General features: G+C 40.0%; 14 protein-coding genes. 7 read left to right on the top strand and 7 right to left on the bottom strand.

The features are described 5' to 3' along the window. Positions 1-64: 64 nt before the first annotated feature. Genes QQK02_RS14645 through dolP form a run of 4 tightly spaced genes read left to right on the top strand, consistent with a single transcriptional unit; the run spans position 65 to position 3,558 of the window. On the top strand, positions 65-1,954 hold the full coding sequence (locus QQK02_RS14645) for a penicillin-binding protein activator (protein WP_284208848.1): 1,890 nt from the start codon (positions 65-67) through the stop codon (positions 1,952-1,954). A gap of 3 nt (positions 1,955-1,957) precedes the next feature. Beyond that, positions 1,958-2,383, top strand: a complete 426-nt coding sequence (locus QQK02_RS14650; protein ID WP_284208849.1) for a YraN family protein — start codon at positions 1,958-1,960, stop codon at positions 2,381-2,383. 11 nt (positions 2,384-2,394) lie between these two features. Then, positions 2,395-2,985 (top strand): phosphoheptose isomerase, encoded by a 591-nt coding sequence (locus QQK02_RS14655; RefSeq protein ID WP_284208851.1) that lies wholly within the window; start codon positions 2,395-2,397, stop codon positions 2,983-2,985. A 3-nt stretch (positions 2,986-2,988) separates the two neighbouring features. After that, on the top strand, positions 2,989-3,558 hold the full coding sequence (gene dolP / locus QQK02_RS14660) for a division/outer membrane stress-associated lipid-binding lipoprotein (protein WP_284208852.1): 570 nt from the start codon (positions 2,989-2,991) through the stop codon (positions 3,556-3,558). 64 nt (positions 3,559-3,622) lie between these two features. Here the strand turns inward: dolP and QQK02_RS14665 are convergent, their stop codons facing one another. Beyond that, a complete protein-coding gene (locus QQK02_RS14665; protein WP_284208853.1) occupies positions 3,623-5,848 on the bottom strand; it encodes a bifunctional diguanylate cyclase/phosphodiesterase in 2,226 nt (741 codons plus the stop codon). A gap of 212 nt (positions 5,849-6,060) precedes the next feature. Here QQK02_RS14665 and QQK02_RS14670 point away from each other — a divergent pair, with 212 nt between their 5' ends. Beyond that, complete coding sequence (locus QQK02_RS14670) at positions 6,061-6,963, top strand: TIGR03899 family protein (RefSeq protein ID WP_284208854.1); 903 nt, start codon at positions 6,061-6,063, stop codon at positions 6,961-6,963. Here QQK02_RS14670 and QQK02_RS14675 read toward each other — a convergent pair. Genes QQK02_RS14675 through QQK02_RS14685 form a run of 3 tightly spaced genes read right to left on the bottom strand, consistent with a single transcriptional unit; the run spans position 6,960 to position 11,240 of the window. Continuing rightward, on the bottom strand, positions 6,960-7,700 hold the full coding sequence (locus tag QQK02_RS14675) for a phosphoadenylyl-sulfate reductase (RefSeq protein WP_284208855.1): 741 nt from the start codon (positions 7,698-7,700) through the stop codon (positions 6,960-6,962). The two genes, QQK02_RS14670 and QQK02_RS14675, sit on opposite strands and share 4 nt — an antisense overlap. Next, positions 7,693-9,426: an assimilatory sulfite reductase (NADPH) hemoprotein subunit gene (gene cysI / locus QQK02_RS14680; protein WP_284208856.1), complete on the bottom strand. Its 1,734-nt coding sequence runs from the start codon at positions 9,424-9,426 to the stop codon at positions 7,693-7,695. The genes QQK02_RS14675 and cysI overlap by 8 nt, the downstream gene beginning before the upstream one ends. After that, on the bottom strand, positions 9,426-11,240 hold the full coding sequence (locus QQK02_RS14685) for an assimilatory sulfite reductase (NADPH) flavoprotein subunit (protein WP_407705049.1): 1,815 nt from the start codon (positions 11,238-11,240) through the stop codon (positions 9,426-9,428). The genes cysI and QQK02_RS14685 overlap by 1 nt, the downstream gene beginning before the upstream one ends. A 489-nt stretch (positions 11,241-11,729) precedes the next feature. Here QQK02_RS14685 and QQK02_RS14690 point away from each other — a divergent pair, with 489 nt between their 5' ends. Next, the gene (locus QQK02_RS14690; protein ID WP_284208857.1) at positions 11,730-12,452 is read left to right on the top strand and encodes a PEP-CTERM sorting domain-containing protein; all 723 of its coding nucleotides are present in this window, start codon (positions 11,730-11,732) and stop codon (positions 12,450-12,452) included. A 273-nt stretch (positions 12,453-12,725) separates the two neighbouring features. On the opposite strand, the gene QQK02_RS14695 is transcribed toward QQK02_RS14690, so the two are convergent. From QQK02_RS14695 to QQK02_RS14705, 3 genes are read right to left on the bottom strand one after another with little or no spacing between them, the layout of a single operon-like run. After that, a complete protein-coding gene (locus QQK02_RS14695) occupies positions 12,726-13,097 on the bottom strand; it encodes a SpoIIAA family protein (protein ID WP_284208858.1) in 372 nt (123 codons plus the stop codon). Between the two features lie 12 nt (positions 13,098-13,109). Then, on the bottom strand, positions 13,110-15,047 hold the full coding sequence (locus QQK02_RS14700; protein WP_284208859.1) for a metallophosphoesterase family protein: 1,938 nt from the start codon (positions 15,045-15,047) through the stop codon (positions 13,110-13,112). Next, positions 15,044-15,616, bottom strand: coding sequence for a glutathione S-transferase family protein (locus QQK02_RS14705; protein WP_284208860.1), 573 nt, complete (start codon positions 15,614-15,616; stop codon positions 15,044-15,046). The genes QQK02_RS14700 and QQK02_RS14705 overlap by 4 nt, the downstream gene beginning before the upstream one ends. Positions 15,617-15,788: 172 nt before the next feature. On the opposite strand from QQK02_RS14705, the gene QQK02_RS14710 reads away from it, so the two are divergent. Then, a complete protein-coding gene (locus QQK02_RS14710) occupies positions 15,789-17,357 on the top strand; it encodes an arylsulfatase (protein ID WP_284208861.1) in 1,569 nt (522 codons plus the stop codon). The last annotated feature ends 10 nt before the right edge of the window (positions 17,358-17,367 follow it).

Below are 17,367 nucleotides of genomic sequence, written 5' to 3' on the forward strand. Positions count from 1 at the left end.
GTTGTGACTACTTAATTTGGCGTTTATTATACCCTTACAGCTATCGATACGGATATATAACCACGTGCTTTTTAATCGCTTTTTTTCTAAAAATACACCATTAATGGTTGCCGCAGTTGCGACACTTACATTAATGAGCTGTTCTTCTGGCCCTAAAAAACACACTCAAGAGCAAACCAAAACGCCTGCCGTCGTCGAGCAGCCACAAGAAGTTATTGAAGACGCTGCATATTTTATCGAGCTGTCACAACAATCATTGGATACTAACCCAGATCAAGCCAGCCAGTTTTTGGTGAATGCTGCAAACCTATACTTGGCGCAAGAAGAACACAGTAATGCGTTATGGCTAGCAAAAAACCTATTAGCTAAGCCAGAGCTATTAACTGACGAACGACAATATCAATTGCTGCTTATCAAGGGGCAGTCATTAACCGTGCTCGATGAAGATGCTGATATTCAAGCGCTACTAACACAAGCCAACGAACTTGTTACTTCGGCTCAGTTACCACACGATATCAAGTTTTATCAGTTACAAGCACTTGTTGCTGAAAAACAAAATCAAACGATCTTGCAGCTTGATGCGCAATTACGAGTATTTGCCTTGAATGGCCAAAGTAGCAATGATGATATTGTTCGCTTATGGGAAAAATTTAGCCAGTTAACCCAGTGGCAACAACAGCAACTAGAACTCAAGAAAGCACCAATGGTGACGCAGTGGCTAAGCTTTACGCAAATAGCCAACCAATATGGTCATAATGATGATGTAATGACTCGTAAGTTAGACACTTGGCAACGACAACACTCGACGCATCCAGCAAACTTGATTGCTGAACAATTTAAAGAGCAAATCGCCTTAACGCACATTAATAATCAGCTGCAAGAATCACAAAGCAAGCAAGTTATCGCTGTAATTCTGCCACTATCAGGCAAACAAGCAATGGCAGGACAAGTTGCTCAGCAAGGCTTGTTAGCCGCTTACCAAAATAAGAACGAATCGGTTCTACACTTTATTGATGCGAACACTTTAGAATTTGAGACGTTAGAAGAGCAACTAACTACACTTGAAGCTAGCGCCGTAATTGGCCCCTTATTAAAGAGCCACGTTGAGCAGTTTTTAGCACAAAATATTACATTACCTAGTTTGCTACTTAACTTACCCAGTGCCAATCAACTCAATGAGAACCAAATTGCAATCTCAATGCGCCCAGAAGATGAAGCTATACAAGCTGCTTCACAATTAGCCAATCAAAATTATCAAAAGCCATTAATACTTAGTCATAACGATTCTGTTAGTCAACGCATTGCTCAAGCATTTGCCACTCACTGGTTTAAAAGTACCGCTCAACCCATTGAAAGCATGACCTATAGTCAAGGCAAGGAAATGCAAACCCAGTTGAAAAAGAGCTTATCAGTTGAAGGAAGTGAGTTACGTAATAAAGATCTTCGCATCCGTCTTGACCAAGTCATTAAAACGGAATCTCGTAATCGACGCGATATTGATATGATTTACATCGTTGGAAATAATGCACAAACGCGTCTTATCAAGCCCTACATAGATGTAAATACATCAACGTTTGCCAGTATCATACCCGTTTATGCGAGCTCACGCAGTCATAGCTTAACGCATGATGATAGTGCCTTAGTGGATTTAAATGGCATGACATTTACAGAAATGCCTTGGTTAATAAATTCAGAGCAACAAAATACTCCGCTATCTAAAGAAGCCAAAGCGCTGTGGCCAAACCGCAGTGACTCATTGCAACGTATTTTTGCCATGGGTTACGATGCGCTTTCACTCATTGAGAAATTCAATGCATTTAAGGCAAAGCCCTATGTTCGTCATTATGGGCAAACAGGGGTGTTAAAGCTCAATGATGAAAACATTCTAACGCGCTCACTGTTATGGGGCCAATACACTCGACGCGACGTAAAGCAATTAGCTTTTGCCCAGTAAAAGATGCCGTTTTCTTCACGACTAAAACGTTTATTTACTAAACCAGATATAAGCAAAATGATAGACGAAAGCGGTTCAACTCGAGATGTTGGTCAAGCCATGGAACTTATTGCTCAACAGCATCTCCAAACACATGGTTTAACGCTAGTGAAGCGCAACTACACCTGTAAATTTGGTGAAGTTGATTTAATTGTCAAAGAGCAAGACACATTTGTTTTTGTCGAAGTAAAATATCGTCAGTCAACACAATTCGGCGGTGCTATTCATGCAGTTTCCCCAAGTAAACAGCAAAAAATCATCAAAACAGCACAATTTTACCTGCAACAATCAAATTTAAATGAATATAATACGTGCTGCAGATTTGATGTCGTAGCGATCGAAGGTTCAGCTACACGTCCAGACATTACATGGCTGAAAAATGCCTTTTAACGGAGTCTTACATGCTAGACCTAATCAATAGTAACTTTACGGAAAGCATTCAAACTAAAATTGCCGCCAGCGAAGCAATTGCAGGCTCTATAGAACAAGCAGGTATGATCCTTGTTCAAGGCCTATTAGCCGGCAACAAAATCTTATCTTGTGGCAATGGAGGCTCAGCAGCTGATGCCCAGCACTTTTCTTCTCAATTACTTAACCGATTCGAAATTGATCGCCCTAGCTTACCTGCTATTTCACTAACAACTGACAGTTCAACATTAACGTCAATTGCGAACGACTATAGCTACGATGAAATATTCTCTAAACAAGTTCGAGCATTAGGTGCCAAGGGTGACGTTTTACTGGCGATTTCAACCAGTGGTAATTCTCGAAACGTGATTAAGGCAATTGAAGCAGCAGTAGCGAGAGATATGCCGATTATTGCATTAACTGGTAAAGACGGTGGTGATATTGCAGGTTTACTTGGCGAGAACGATGTAGAAATTCGTGTTCCTTCATCGCGCAGCGCTCGTATTCAAGAAGTACATCTACTTGTTATCCATTGTTTATGTGAAATTATTGACACGACATTATTCCCTCAAAGTGAAAGTTAAATCATGAAAATAAATAAGCTTTTTATCGTTATCGGCACTGCTATTGCGCTTCAAGGTTGTGTAACAGCCGCTGTGGTAGGTGTTGTTGGTGGTGCGGTGGTTGCAAAAGACAACCGCAGTGTAGGTCAGCAAATTGATGACCAAAATATTGAAATCAAAGCCTTAGCTGAAATCGCAAAGCAAGACGCCTTAACTGAAGGCAGCAGAATTAAGGTGGTTAGCGTTAATGGTCGTATCCTCGTTGTAGGACAAGCGAAAAACGAATATGTACGAGACCTAGCGATTAAAACAGTCAATAATATTGATGGGGTTTCTCAAGTCTATAATCAGTTGCGTATTGGCAATGAAACATCACTTACAACGCAATCAAATGATGTTTGGCTAACCTCTAAAGTAAAAACAGCGTTATTTACTGATGACAACATCGATGCAACTAATATCAAGGTTGTCACCGAAAATGGTGAAGTTTTTCTAATGGGCGTTGTTGAACAAACGCAAGCTTCTGCTGCTGTTGAAGTAGCGCGCAATATTAGCGGCGTAAATCGCGTATTCAAAGCCTTCGAATTCTTATAAAATGTATTAACTAAGACAAAAAAGCCACGCTTTGCGTGGCTTTTTTATTGTAAGTAATTAAACGTTACTTTTTATTTTTCAAGTATTCTATAAATTCATTGCTTGGCATTGGTTTAGCGTAATAGAAGCCCTGCACTTCATCACAGCCATGTTTAATTAGGTGCTCTTGCTGTTCGATATCTTCAATACCTTCAGCGATAACTTTCAAGTCTAATTGCTTACCTAAGCTGATAATCGTTTCAGCGATAAATGAATGCTCACTATCACCAATACTTTGAACAAACGAGCGATCAACCTTCAAGCGATCAATCGGTAATTGCAATAAATAATTCATTGACGAATAACCCGTACCAAAATCATCTAACGCTATACTAATTTGCTCCTGTTTTAAGCGTGTCAATGACTCAATCACCACTTGCGGATCGTCCATCAAGATATTTTCGGTGATTTCAAGCTCGAGTTTATTGCTTGCAACTTGATGTTGCTTTGTTGCATCGATAATCGAATTAACAAAATTAGAGCGTTTAAACTGAGGGATAGAGACATTGACGGAAATACCTACATCATTAAACCCATTTTGCTCTAACACTTTGATTTGATTACACGCTTGGTTTATCACCCAGTCGCCAATATCGATAATCAGTCCTGAGTACTCCGCCAATGGCACAAATACCGCTGGAGAAATAAACTGACCATCTTCTGTCTGCCAACGCAATAAGGCTTCTGCACCGATCACTCTGCCTGAAGATAGCTCTAATTGTGGCTGATACCAAAGCGCTAAGCGATTGGCTTTAAAATCATGACGTAATTGTCTGATCATGCCTAAGCGCCAAAGGGTTTGGTCTTCCATTTCTTTGGCGTAGTACATGTAATTCACGTTACGATCTTTTTTAGCTAGGTTTAACGCGATATTAATTTGGTTGAGCACTTCAACGCCACGTCCGCCGGCATCGCCCTGCCGGCAAAAGCCGAAACACGCACTTATTGGTAAGAATTGATCGCCAGCTGAAAATGGGTCGATGAAGGTTGCTGATAATCGTTCAGGTGTCAGCACAGAGCTTAAACCAATTAAGCCAAATACATCAGAACCAACACGAGCAACTTTACAAGTTGAACCATAGCCTTTGAGGCGGGCCGCTACAGCTTTTAGTAACTGGTTACCAATATCTTGGCCCAACCCGTCATTAATATCACTAAATTGGCTAATATCGATAAGCACAGCGACAAAGTCATCTTGATCGATATGAGAAAAGTACTCAAGTTCATTCACGAAAGCTAGACGATTAGGTAAATCGGTTAGCCAATCTTTATAAGCAGCATTATTTAACTTTTGAAATAAATGAACATTTTCGTAGCCCGTCACCACATTAGTTAGAAAGACTTCTAAAAGCGGTTTAGCAAACTCAGGCATTGGTTCATTGATCGCTAAATATACGACAGTCCTAAAATCGCCACGCGCTAAATATAAGGAGACATAGTTATCATCAAAATGATGAGCTTTTTGCGTAAAGCAACGATTTAATGCTTCAGTGACATCACTATCAAGTACCTGGCTACATTTTTGGTTAACAATTGCAGCTTGCAGGCCACTTTGTGCCAACACGTATAAACTTAAATCATCTGCACCATCAATGACCCCTTGGCCACGCGCACAAAATACACTGGCAGTTATATTGGCAAGTAAGCTTTTGAATTGCTCTAAAACGCCGTGTGCGTAATCAGTAATATTATGAAGTTCAAGTAATTCAGAGGTTGCACCAATAACTTTCTCTAAACCTTGCTGGCTTTGGTTAATGGTATGAATTTGTTGATAAGAACGAATAGCAGCATAGACCGTTGTAACTAATTTACGACGGGTAAGTTCTGTTTTGGTTTTATAGTCATTGATGTCGTAATCTTTGATGACACTTTCTTCAGGTGCATATCCCGGCTGACCAGTTCTTAAGACGATACGAATATCTTGACGTTTTAACTCATTACGAATGTATTTAACAACATTCAAGCCGGCATCATCTGTTTCCATGACAACATCAAGTAAGACAAGAACAATGTCATCTCGTGACTCAATTAACTGACAAGCATCTTGCCCTGAATAGGCATGTAAATATTCTAGCGAACGGCCTAATACAAGCACATCGGATAAGGCGAGTTGAGTTACTGAATGAATTTCAGGATCATCATCTACAATCAATACTTTCCATGTATCTTCACTTTTTTCGTCTACGACATCATCTTCGTAGAAATCATCAGAAAATAAGAATTCTTCTTCGGCACGCTCTGTTACTTGCATATAGCCCTCAAAAAACTGAATATTAAATTCAGCCTAGATACAACTCAAAAAATATAACTTGTTCCCTACTTTACATTCTAGTACATAATAAAAGTAGGGGTAATATTATTCAATAAATTATAGACGGAATAGTGTAACTTATGACAATCGCAAATAACTAAATAATAACGGCAACTTGATTTTAACAAGCAAGATTACAACAGGAACAACACATGACACAAAAAAAAGACTCTAAACAAAGTATTATTAGTGTTTCTGAAAGCAACAATGCCGTTATTCAAACAACTGATAATGAGAAGATATCAGAAAAGAAATCCGTAAGTGGTCTGTCATCTGCCAAACAACTATTGACCTTAGCAAAAGCTTTCGCAATCGATGGCAGCCTTTTACCACCAGAAAAGCAAATGCCACTGCAAGAACGGGCAGAAAGAAGAGCCTATACAAACAGTCAACGTCAACAATTGAACCTTGAATCTATTATTGTAAAAGCTGGTCATTATTGTTCTGCCTCAACGATTGCCGAACAAGTTGATGCCGACTGGTTTGCTCAATATACCGAACTAGCAAAAGAAGTCAGTAACAAAACGATGCAAGAGCTATGGGCGAAAATACTTGCTAAAGAAATCAACACGCCAGGTTCTTTTGCCATCAAAACCTTAAAAGTATTTAAAGGTTTAAGTATTCACGACGCCAAGCTTTTTGCTAAGGCTACGGCCATTGCCATGCGTGATAATACAGGCAAGCAATATCGAATTATTTCTGGCAGTTACCAAACGCCAAGCATTTGGAATAGTTTTGATAAAAAAAGAGTACAAAATATCGACTTATCAAAACTAGGATTAAATTTCAGCGATTTACTTACGCTTGCTGAAAACGCATTACTTTTTAATCAAGAGACTGAAACCGCTCCATTTGAGAAAGGGCAAGAATTAGGCTTAATTTTTCAAGGTAAACCTATTGTACTTCGCAGCGTCAAGAACAACGCCGTATTAAAGTACTACAAACTGAGTCCTGCTGGCTGTGAACTTGCGAGACTTATTGCCGAAAAACCTGATGAGGATACCCAACAAGGTATTGTCAGTAATATCCTTCACCATTTTACTAGCAATGCTTAGATGCCATCACCATCGGTATGCAGACCACATTCTCGTGCTCGTCCGTTAAAGCGGGTATCGCTTTCATCCATCCCCGCCGTTAATGGTGATGAACTATGAATATCACCAACAGAGACATAACCTTGTTCCCATAACGGGTGGTATGGCAAATCATGCTTCATCAGGTATTGATGGACATCCTTATTTGACCAATCGATAATTGGATGTACTTTAAAACGGCCACGCAATGTAGAAATAACAGACAAACCTTGTCGATGATCAGACTGCTGACGTCGAATACCCGAAAACCAAGAATTCGCGTTTAAATCTTTTAACCCGCGCTCTAATGGCTCAACTTTATTCCGACGGTTGTAACGTTTTAATTCATCATCACCTAAACACCACTCTTCACCATATTTAGCGAGTTGCCAAGCGGCGCTCTCTTTAGCACGATAAACTTTTAAATTTAAGTTCATACGATCGGTTAACTGATCAATAAACTGATAGGTTTCAGGAAACATATGCCCGGTATCAGTTAATAAAACAGGAATATCAGGGTAAACCTGCGTGACCATATGCAACATAACAGCTGACTGAATACCAAAGCTTGATGAAAGCACAAACTCACCAGGTAAGTGTTCTAAAGCCCATTCAATACGCTGTTCGGGCGTTTTACCCTCTAACGTACTGTTCCACTGTTCAAACCAAGCTTCAGGCAAAGATGCCGGAAATCGGTTATCAATTGCTGAGTTAGACATGGAAGTCTCTCGCACTGATAATCACTTCAGCAACAACCCCAACACGGATAGCGAAATCACCAAAACATTCATCAGCCTGACGTTCCGTCGCCCAACGACCAACAAGTGTGTCGATTTCTGACAAGATAGTCGCTTCATCAATACCGTCTTTATACAGTTTAGGTATACGTGTACCTTCGGTGTTACCACCTAAATACATATTATATTTACCAGGGCCTTTACCCACTAAACCAATTTCAGCAAGCATGGCGCGACCACAACCGTTTGGACAACCCGTAACGCGCAAAATGATGCTTTCATCGCTTACCTCATGCTTCGCTAATATCCCTTCAACATCGTCGACTAAACCAGGTAAATAACGTTCCGCTTCCGCCATTGCTAGTGGGCACGTTGGAAAAGCAACACAAGCCATTGAGTCTTTGCGTTGGCTTGAAACACCGTCATCAATTAAGCCATGGCTGCGAGCTATTTGTTCTATTTGAGCTTTATCTTGTTGAGCGACACCGGCAACAATTAAGTTTTGGTTAGCCGTCATGCGAAAGTCGCCTGCGTGAATTTCAGCAATTTTTGCTACGCCCGACTTCAGCGCTTTGTTTGGATAGTCGAGTAACCGGCCATTTTCAATAAACAAGGTTAAATGATGTTTACCGTCAATTCCTTCAACCCAGCCGAAACGATCACCACGGTCAGTGAATTCATAAGGGCGTGATGCTTCAAAAACATGCCCTGCACGTTTTTCAACTTCAGCTTTAAAGGTATCAATACCCACTCTGTCTAACGTGTATTTGGTTTTAGCGTTTTTACGATTAACACGATTACCCCAGTCTCTTTGGGTCGTAACAACAGCAGCGGCCACCTCAAGTGTTTTATCTAAAGGCACAAAACCAAAATCATCGGCACGACGCGGATACGTGGACAAATCACCATGAGTCATTGCCAAACCACCACCAACCAGTACATTAAAACCTACAAGTTTGCCATTTTCGCTAATTGCAACAAAGTTCAAGTCATTGGCATGTACATCAACATCATTTTGCGGCGGAATAACAACCGTGGTTTTAAATTTACGAGGTAAGTATTGGCTGCCTAAAATAGGCTCTTCAGTCGTTTCTACTTTCTCACCATCTAACCAAATTTCAGCATAAGCATTAGTTTTAGGTAATAAATGTTCACTGATTTTCGTCGCCCATTGGTAAGCTTCTTGGTGAACTGATGACTCAACAGGATTAGAGGTACAAAGGACGTTACGGTTAACGTCACCAGCAGTAGCAATTGAGTCAATACCAATTGAATTAAGCGTTTGATGCATTAATTTAATATGTGGTTTTAATACACCATGAAACTGAAACGTTTGACGAGTCGTTAATCTAATAGAGCCATATGACGTATGCTCTTGCGCAAATTTATCAATCGCTAACCATTGCGTTGGCGTAATAATACCGCCAGGCATACGTGCTCGAAGCATCACGTTATGTAACGGCTCTAGCTTTTGCTTTTGGCGCTCTGCACGAAAGTCACGATCGTCTTGCTGATACATACCGTGAAAGCGAATAAGCTGGAAGTTATCAGCGCTAAAGCCCCCCGTCATGCGATCCGTTAGATCATCGCTAATTGTACCGCGTAAATAATTACTTTCGCCTTTAATACGCTCATTGACGGCTTTTGTGCCTTCAACAATGATAGGGCCTTGCCCTAAAGCTTGTGTTTTAGAATCGGTATTTGACATTAGTAAACATCTCTTTGGTAACGTTTGTCAGCGCGCAACGTTTTTAAATAATCTTCAGCTTGTTCAGCTGTTTTCTTGCCTTGCTCAACAATAACGTCAATCAACGCCTGGTGAACATCTTTTGCCATACGATTAGCGTCGCCACAGATATACAAATGAGCGCCTGCTTCTAACCATGCATAAACATCGGCTGCATGCTCTTGTATTCGGTGTTGCACGTAAACTTTCTCTGCCTGGTCTCTTGAAAAGGCAACATCCATCTTCGTTAACAATCCAGACTTAAGGTAGTTTTGCCACTCAACTTGATATAAGAAGTCTTGAGTAAACGTTTGATCACCAAAGAACATCCAATTACGTCCGCCAGCATCACGTGCTTCACGTTCCTGCATAAACGCCCTAAAAGGTGCTACGCCAGTACCAGGACCAATCATAATGACATCGGTATCATCGCTTTGCGGTAAACGGAAATTGTTATTTTCTTCAACAAAAACCTTAACTTTTCCACCTTCGTCCAAGCGTTGAGATAAAAAGCCAGAAGCTCCACCTAGGCGATTTTCGCCTTGCTTATCAAATTGCACTACACCTAAGGTTAAATGAACCTCTTCATCGACTTCTGATTGACTTGACGCAATAGAGTATAGTCGTGGCGTAATTTGTCGAAGGCTACTTGCTAAAGCTTGTGCATCGACGCTAGCCGGAGCCAGCTTGATAACATCAATAACTTGGTTTTCCAGAGCGAATTCACGAAGTGCAGATTTATCTTCAACCAACGCTTTTAACACTTGGTTATCACTTTGATTTGCCCAAAACTCAACAAACTTGCCGTTCGATTGTGTTATTTCTAACGTTTCAATTAGTGCTTGTTTAATTGACTGCTCTTTAGTGCCAACGTTAACTAACTCTTCACCAGTAAGCTTGACAGTTGCAAGCAAGTCATTGACAAGTGATTCATCATTTTCAAACCAAACACCTAACGCATCACCAACTTGATACGTCAGGCCTGAATCCGTTAAATCAATCTCAATATGACGAACATCTTTAGCAGAATCACGCCCGGTTATTTTTTGATTAACAAGCAGCTCAGCTTCGTAAGGTGATTCTTTTGAATATTGGCTTGATGCCACCTCATTTACCGGTAACGTTACAACATCGGCACTTTGTGATGACGTAAGCTCTTCTTTAAGCGATTCAACGATGTCTTTCGACCATTGCTGTGCTTGATGTTGGTAGTCAACATCACAGTCAACGCGTTCAGCTACTCGTTTGGCGCCCAATTTCTTCAATTGCTCGTCAAAGTCTTTACCTGTTTGACAGAAGAATTCATAACTACTATCACCTAACGATAAAACGCTATATGACAAATCAGCTAATTTTGGTGCTTTTTTAGAGTATAAAAACTCATGGAACGATAGCGCATCATCAGGCGGCTCACCCTCACCGTTAGTGCTCGCTACAATTAAAAGATGAGATTCTGACTTCAAAGACTTCGCTTTATAGTCAGCAACATTTTTCAAGTTAACACTAATGCCTGCACTTTTTGCTTGTTCTGCAAGCTTAGATGCAACACCTTTTGCATTACCTGTTTGAGATGCATACAAAATAGTTAAGGTCGCACTCGCTTGTGCTTGAGGTGCGATAGCAGGGCTTGAACCGGGTTGTTCACTCTTTGCCGCTAAATAGCCACTTGCCCAAGCCAGTTGTAACGGAGAAAAGCCGCTAGTAAGCTGCTGCAAGCTAGCTAGTTGGTTAGTATCTAACGATGCCTGACCTGAATTTAATGTAGAATTTTGTTGTTTAGACAACATAACTGTCATTTCGCCTATTTCAATAATTAGGCAAATGATAGCTATGGTTGATAAATATTAAAAAGAATAGAAAACGATTTTTTATTCCAAATATGCATATTAGAATATTTCAGCAATGATAAATCACTATTAGTTAATCTTGTCGGGAATGAGAATATTCTCGAAATTCTCACTTAGGGGCAAATTCTCATTTATTATGAGAATTGAAGAAAACGACCAAATTTGTCTATCTTAATTGCTAAATTATACCGTTACATAAACACATCATTTACTAAGCTTAAAGATATAAATCATAACCAAATCATACAATTACTCATCAACCAGTGTCGTTTTTTTTTACAGAACAAAAATTATTAAAAAACATAGGGATGTATATAGTTGAAAAAAGGTATTTTTTTCTTTTGGAATGACTCTTGCTGTAAGCGCTTACAAAAGTTTTTATCTATTTATAATTGATTCATTGTAGATTTAACATGAAAAGGATTAAAAGGAATATAAATGAAATTCAAAAAATTAAAATTAACTTTAGCTGGGTTAATCATATCTGTTTGTAGCTTAAACTCTAATGCTGGTATAATAATTTCTGGTGACGTAACAAACGGAACTGGTGTCTTTACTATTACTGAAGACATCGTGTTCAAACTTGATGGTACTGCAACCAATCCCAATGCCGATCCTTATGCCTTAATGTTTCATGACTGGACGCAATCCTTCGGCGCTTTTGTTAACGACCCATTTCTTGGTGGTGGTGGTAGGTATCAGCTTGTCGGTGACAAACTCAACCTTAGCCGTACGCCGACGACGTTTGATCCAGCGCTTGACAATTTCGTCTCTGGCTCGGGTGCTTCAAAAGTATTCAGTAATGAATTAACTAGCGCCCCGCAGTTTGACGGTAATTTCTATAATCGAGGTTCTGTATTGTGGTTCAGCGACACGAACCAAAGAGTTCGCAACTTAGGTTTTGACAACGGAATTGATGACCAAGTAAACGAAAACTTCGTAATCGGAGCAGGTTCATGGTCGATGCCACAATTAAATAAATGGGATTTGTATGGAGAGTTCTCTGGTGAGGCTACGTTGTATTTGGCACTTGGGTATGATGCACAAGAAAATGGTGCTATTCCTGTAGCAACAACAAGCATTACCTCGGTACCCGAACCATCTACACTTGCTATTTTTGCGCTAGGTATAATGGGTTTAGCATCACGCCAATTTAAGTAACAACCTTAATTTAGCTTTTAGTATCAGATTATAGAAAACATTAATTGTCGAGATTGATGTTTTTTTGTGTCTGGTGATTATTAATCTTATGACCGCTTTGGTGGCTTAGTTGTCTGTCAGAATGAAGCTAGGTCTATAATAGGACGAGGGGAATAGATAGAACTCATGAATTCTCATTTATATCGAGAATTAGCAAGAATTAAAATTCTCATCTGTAAAAGTAAGTGTTTGATTTATAATTACCTCAATTCTCATTCTCGATAAGATTAACCACTATGAAGATGACTTTAACCAATGCCAAGCCTTGTCTAATTCATTAGTTTGAAAGTGCTTTTCTTCGATACTCATCAGCGAAGCAAAAAAACTATCAATCGTAATCAGCCAATGCCAGGTTTGACTAGAAGATACGATAGCAATTTTGTCAAAGTGACGAATGTGAGAAAATATCCATTTAATGTCTTGCCAAGCCGCATCAACGCCCCAGTGAACATCCTCGCTTAAATTGACAAGGATACACACTTTATCATGGGTTTTTATTGCTTCCTCAATGGTTAAATTCCATGTTTGCTCTTCTGCCAAACAAGCTTTTCCGACAACAGAAAAACCTAAATAACGTCCTGTACTTTGCTCGAGTTTTTTGATCATAGCGTACCTCTGTTATAAGTCGGTACGCTCCTTATCTGATCTTGGAATAAAATCAATCACCTCTCCTTTGGCGGAGAGCAGTTGCGCACTTACTTTGTTATCTTCGGCGATGTGTAATAATCCAATACCACTTTGATTAACGAGCCCGCCATCGGTTTCAATTGACGGTTTTCTTGAACGGATTTTCATTCGACGACGCTTCGTAAACCAGTTTAATGGTGAATAGGTTGCATACAATACTTTGTTAAGTTTAGCCAAAATTGACAAAGGTCGAGCAGGAAATTGATTTTTTATGCCACTGCAAGTGACTTGAAGGATACTTGATTGCGATTTTATGAAACGGTGCTCTACTTCATAAACAAAAGAATAATGCACGTCGCCAGACAAAATAATGAATTGTGGCGGCGTTTTATAGTGCCTAAAAATATTTAGTATGACATTAGCTGTGCCAGAGTGCGCCATCCAGTTTTCTGCATCAACCATCAACGGTTTACCAAAGAAGGTAAATATTCGCTGAATAGTTTCAATCAACTTTACACCATAAATAGGCGCGGCAGAGACAAGAATAACACTTGGTTGATTGATGAGTTCCTGTTGCAGCTCACAAAGTGACTCCCAATCCATTAACCCCGATGGTTTACCTGCAAAACTTTCTGAGCGCCAGCGACTGGTGCGGGTATCAAGTACCACTAGTTTAGGCGAAGTGTCTAAATGATAATGCCACTCATCGAAATCTAGCAGTAAGTCGACTAACTCATCATGGTTAACGATGCCATTGGTAAAGTGCTCATCCATCGCTTGTGTTAATGGTGCTACTTTAGCAGGGGAATTGCCCCAGCCTTGAAATAAAAAATAACCTAGCAATGCGTTACCAATAATGCGCTTTGAAAATGGGTTTTGGTAGGCAGACTCCTCCCATGCCCTCGTTAGGTTCCAATCATCGGTAACGTCATGATCATCAAAGATCATATAGGTAGGAATATGAGCGAGCGCTCTTTGCACATTGCCAAGTCCATCTACAAATTTATTAATAATCTGCTTTTCTTGGTTATACACATCATGAAATTCAGCTGGCAACCTATCACAGTGGTCGATGTCAACACATCGCCAGAGCATTGGCGACCAAGTAAGTAAATACATGGCAAAAACTTCAGCAGCAGTCACCAAGTGATTCTTAGCATTTACCGAAGTAAAAATAGGCTGTTTAGTTGCACCAAACATTTTATTGATAAGACCATGGTTGACACTATCATGAGGCAAAAATAGATGTCGTTGATAATAGCCTTGCTCACTTTGCAATAATGTCGCTGAGTTATTGATTGATGCATGTTGGTCTTGAGTGGTTTTTGAGCAAAGCTGCCAAGACTCATCGTATAACCCTAGCAGTTCAATCACCTGATGAATTGCGTTTAGCATGGGACCACTGACGTCATCACAGTATACTTGGTCGCCCGACATCATTAATAAAGCCGGCCGCTCAATAATATCATTAAGGCTCTGAGAGATTTTATCGTCAACCTGAAGCAGCGCATCTTCACTATCGTAGTGCGGTTTGCGACAAGAACCATGCACCACATTATTGAGTCGAGACTTGACGACAACATTTAGTGGAGACTTATCGTAATGTAAGTGCGACAAGTCCGCCAAACTAAACTGCTCAGTTTCACCTGTAATAAACGACATATCATATTGAAGCTCAACATTATCGCCCATTGGTTCGACAAAGTGATAACTGATGAGCTGAATATAGGCATGTTGGCCAATCTTAATCGTTTTCAATTGTTCTTGATTAAGCATGCCATCAAATAGCTGTATGCCATCATTTGCTATTCGAAGGTTTAACCTTATGTGGTAATCGTTATCGGTTACCAACCAAAAATTGACTTGCGATGAACTACAATGCCTAACGATTGGACCAGCAAGTAAACTTGGTAACGTCTGTGCTGTCATATTCTTGGATCTGTTTCTTTCACTAACGATTGCGTTAACGCATGCTGATAAAATTGGTTCAAAGGAGCAATATGCTGCCATTGAGCAAGGTTTCTAAATAATGCCCAGTCGAGTAAACAAAATAAGCAAATGCTCGGATAATGCCATTCATCAAATGCTTTGTTCTCAACTTGTTTTGCTAGTGCTAACAATACATTTTCAACTCGTTGGTGCTGTAAATTAAAAAACAACTTATCTTCTGTGATGTCAAAACCTGAACGTTGGCAAAGTAATATTGACACCAATGAGTCGTTCGCAGCATCAATAATGGTCAGCAAATTTTGTTGTTGCCATGTCATTTCAGGTAGTGACAACTTATCGATTAAATAATTAAAGATCACTCGTGAGTCATAAATCGTGACATCACCGTCTTGCAGAACAGGAACTTTTCTCGCCGGGTTATTGGCACTTAGCATGTCCGCCCCTTGCTCTGAAAAGATATCTATATCCACGAACTTAATCGGATGATTGTTAGTCAGCAATTTAATTCTTCGAACAAAAGGCGATGTGGTTGAGCCAATAAGTTTCATAAACGTTCTTTTCCTCATAAAAACAAGGGATATATCACTACATAATTTGATAGATAGAAGCTTGATTAAATTAAAAATAACATATTAAAAAAAAGTTAACAGTTTTCTGGCGAGATTGGTTAGCTTGACTATATTTTATGGGAGTATCTTTCTTGATAAAGACATAAAAAAAATGAAGTTTAATAAACATCTAGGTTTAGTCGCTACAGCGTTACTTGCTGTCTCTAGCTTAGCTCATGCGACAACAGATAAATCTCGGCCAAATATCCTAGCCATTTGGGGTGATGATATTGGTGTTCACAACATTAGTGCGTATAACCATGGCATTATGGGCTATCAAACGCCAAATATTGATCGGATAGCCAATGAAGGGGCGTTATTTACAGACTCATACGCGCAAAACAGTTGTACCGCAGGTCGAGCGGCTTTCATGATGGGACAACACCCATTCAGAACAGGTATGTTAACGATAGGTATGCCGGGCTCAAAACATGGTATTCCTGATTGGACACCGACCATTGCTGGCTTGTTAAAAGAACGCGGCTATATAACTGCTCAACACGGTAAAAACCACTTTGGCGATCAAGATAACCATTTACCAACTGCCCATGGCTTCGATCAATTTTACGGTAACCTTTACCACCTAAACGCAGAAGAAGAACCCGAGACCTATTACTACCCGAAAGATCCTGAATTCAAGCGCAAATATGGTCCTCGTGGTGTTATAAAGTCGTATGCTGATGGTCGTGTTGAAGATACAGGCCCGATGACAAGAAAACGCATGGAAAACGCAGACGAAGAGTTTTTAGCTGCCACATTAAAATTCATTGATAAAGCACATAAAGAGAAAAAACCTTTCTTTATTTGGCACAACTCAACCCGTATGCACGTATGGACTCGCTTAAAGCCAGAATCAGTTGGTCGCACAGGTGTTGGTTTATATGCTGACGGTATGGTCGAGCATGATGACCAAGTTGGTGTGTTATTAGATAAATTAGATGATTTAAAAATCGCTGACAACACAATCGTGCTTTACAGCACAGATAATGGTGCAGAAACAGTATCATGGCCTGACGGTGGTATCACACCATTTCATGGTGAAAAAGGTACTACGTGGGAAGGTGGTTTTAGAATTCCATCGCTTATTCGCTGGCCGGGTAAAGTTAAACCAGGTACTAAGTTTAATGGCATGATGTCTCACGAAGACTGGATGCCTACGTTACTTTCTGCAGCTGGTGTAAAAGACTTATCTGATAAATTACGCAAAGGCCATAAAGCAAACGGTAAAACGTTCAAGGTTCACTTAGACGGTTATGATTACACGCCGTACTTAACTGGTGAAACTGATCAAGTACCACGTGACGCTATATACTACTTCGGCGCAGAAGGTGAATTAAACGCTGTTCGTTGGAATGACTGGAAAGTTCATTTTGCAACCCAAGTTGGCCCTATCAACCAAGCATTCCGCTTTGTTCCGCAATGGCCAGTTGTTATTAACCTAAAGGCTGACCCATATGAAGTGATGTGGGAAGAATCAGAAATGTACCTTCGCTGGTATGCCGATAACATGTGGTTATTCGTACCAATTCAGCAAAAAGTTGGCGAGTTCCTTGGGACAATTGAAGGTTATCCATTCCAACCTGGTGCATCACTGTCAGCTGCTGGAATCGATTACAAGTTCTTAGCTGAACAAAAGATGAAAAAGAAAATTGCCGAGCTTGAGAAAGCTGTTAGTCGGTAAGTAAGCACAA

The sequence above is a fragment of the Thalassotalea eurytherma genome (assembly GCF_030161415.1).
Taxonomy (GTDB): domain Bacteria; phylum Pseudomonadota; class Gammaproteobacteria; order Enterobacterales; family Alteromonadaceae; genus Thalassotalea_G; species Thalassotalea_G eurytherma.

What these genes read in the sequence shown, in the direction of transcription:
- QQK02_RS14650 (WP_284208849.1), top strand. Translation starts at nt 1,958, where the DNA reads ATGCCGTTTTCTTCACGACTAAAACGTTTATTTACTAAACCAGATATA.
- QQK02_RS14655 (WP_284208851.1), top strand. Translation starts at nt 2,395, where the DNA reads ATGCTAGACCTAATCAATAGTAACTTTACGGAAAGCATTCAAACTAAA.
- dolP (WP_284208852.1), top strand. Translation starts at nt 2,989, where the DNA reads ATGAAAATAAATAAGCTTTTTATCGTTATCGGCACTGCTATTGCGCTT.
- QQK02_RS14665 (WP_284208853.1), bottom strand. Translation starts at nt 5,848, where the DNA reads ATGCAAGTAACAGAGCGTGCCGAAGAAGAATTCTTATTTTCTGATGAT.
- QQK02_RS14670 (WP_284208854.1), top strand. Translation starts at nt 6,061, where the DNA reads ATGACACAAAAAAAAGACTCTAAACAAAGTATTATTAGTGTTTCTGAA.
- QQK02_RS14675 (WP_284208855.1), bottom strand. Translation starts at nt 7,700, where the DNA reads ATGTCTAACTCAGCAATTGATAACCGATTTCCGGCATCTTTGCCTGAA.
- cysI (WP_284208856.1), bottom strand. Translation starts at nt 9,426, where the DNA reads ATGTCAAATACCGATTCTAAAACACAAGCTTTAGGGCAAGGCCCTATC.
- QQK02_RS14685 (WP_407705049.1), bottom strand. Translation starts at nt 11,240, where the DNA reads ATGACAGTTATGTTGTCTAAACAACAAAATTCTACATTAAATTCAGGT.
- QQK02_RS14690 (WP_284208857.1), top strand. Translation starts at nt 11,730, where the DNA reads ATGAAATTCAAAAAATTAAAATTAACTTTAGCTGGGTTAATCATATCT.
- QQK02_RS14695 (WP_284208858.1), bottom strand. Translation starts at nt 13,097, where the DNA reads ATGATCAAAAAACTCGAGCAAAGTACAGGACGTTATTTAGGTTTTTCT.
- QQK02_RS14700 (WP_284208859.1), bottom strand. Translation starts at nt 15,047, where the DNA reads ATGACAGCACAGACGTTACCAAGTTTACTTGCTGGTCCAATCGTTAGG.
- QQK02_RS14705 (WP_284208860.1), bottom strand. Translation starts at nt 15,616, where the DNA reads ATGAAACTTATTGGCTCAACCACATCGCCTTTTGTTCGAAGAATTAAA.
- QQK02_RS14710 (WP_284208861.1), top strand. Translation starts at nt 15,789, where the DNA reads ATGAAGTTTAATAAACATCTAGGTTTAGTCGCTACAGCGTTACTTGCT.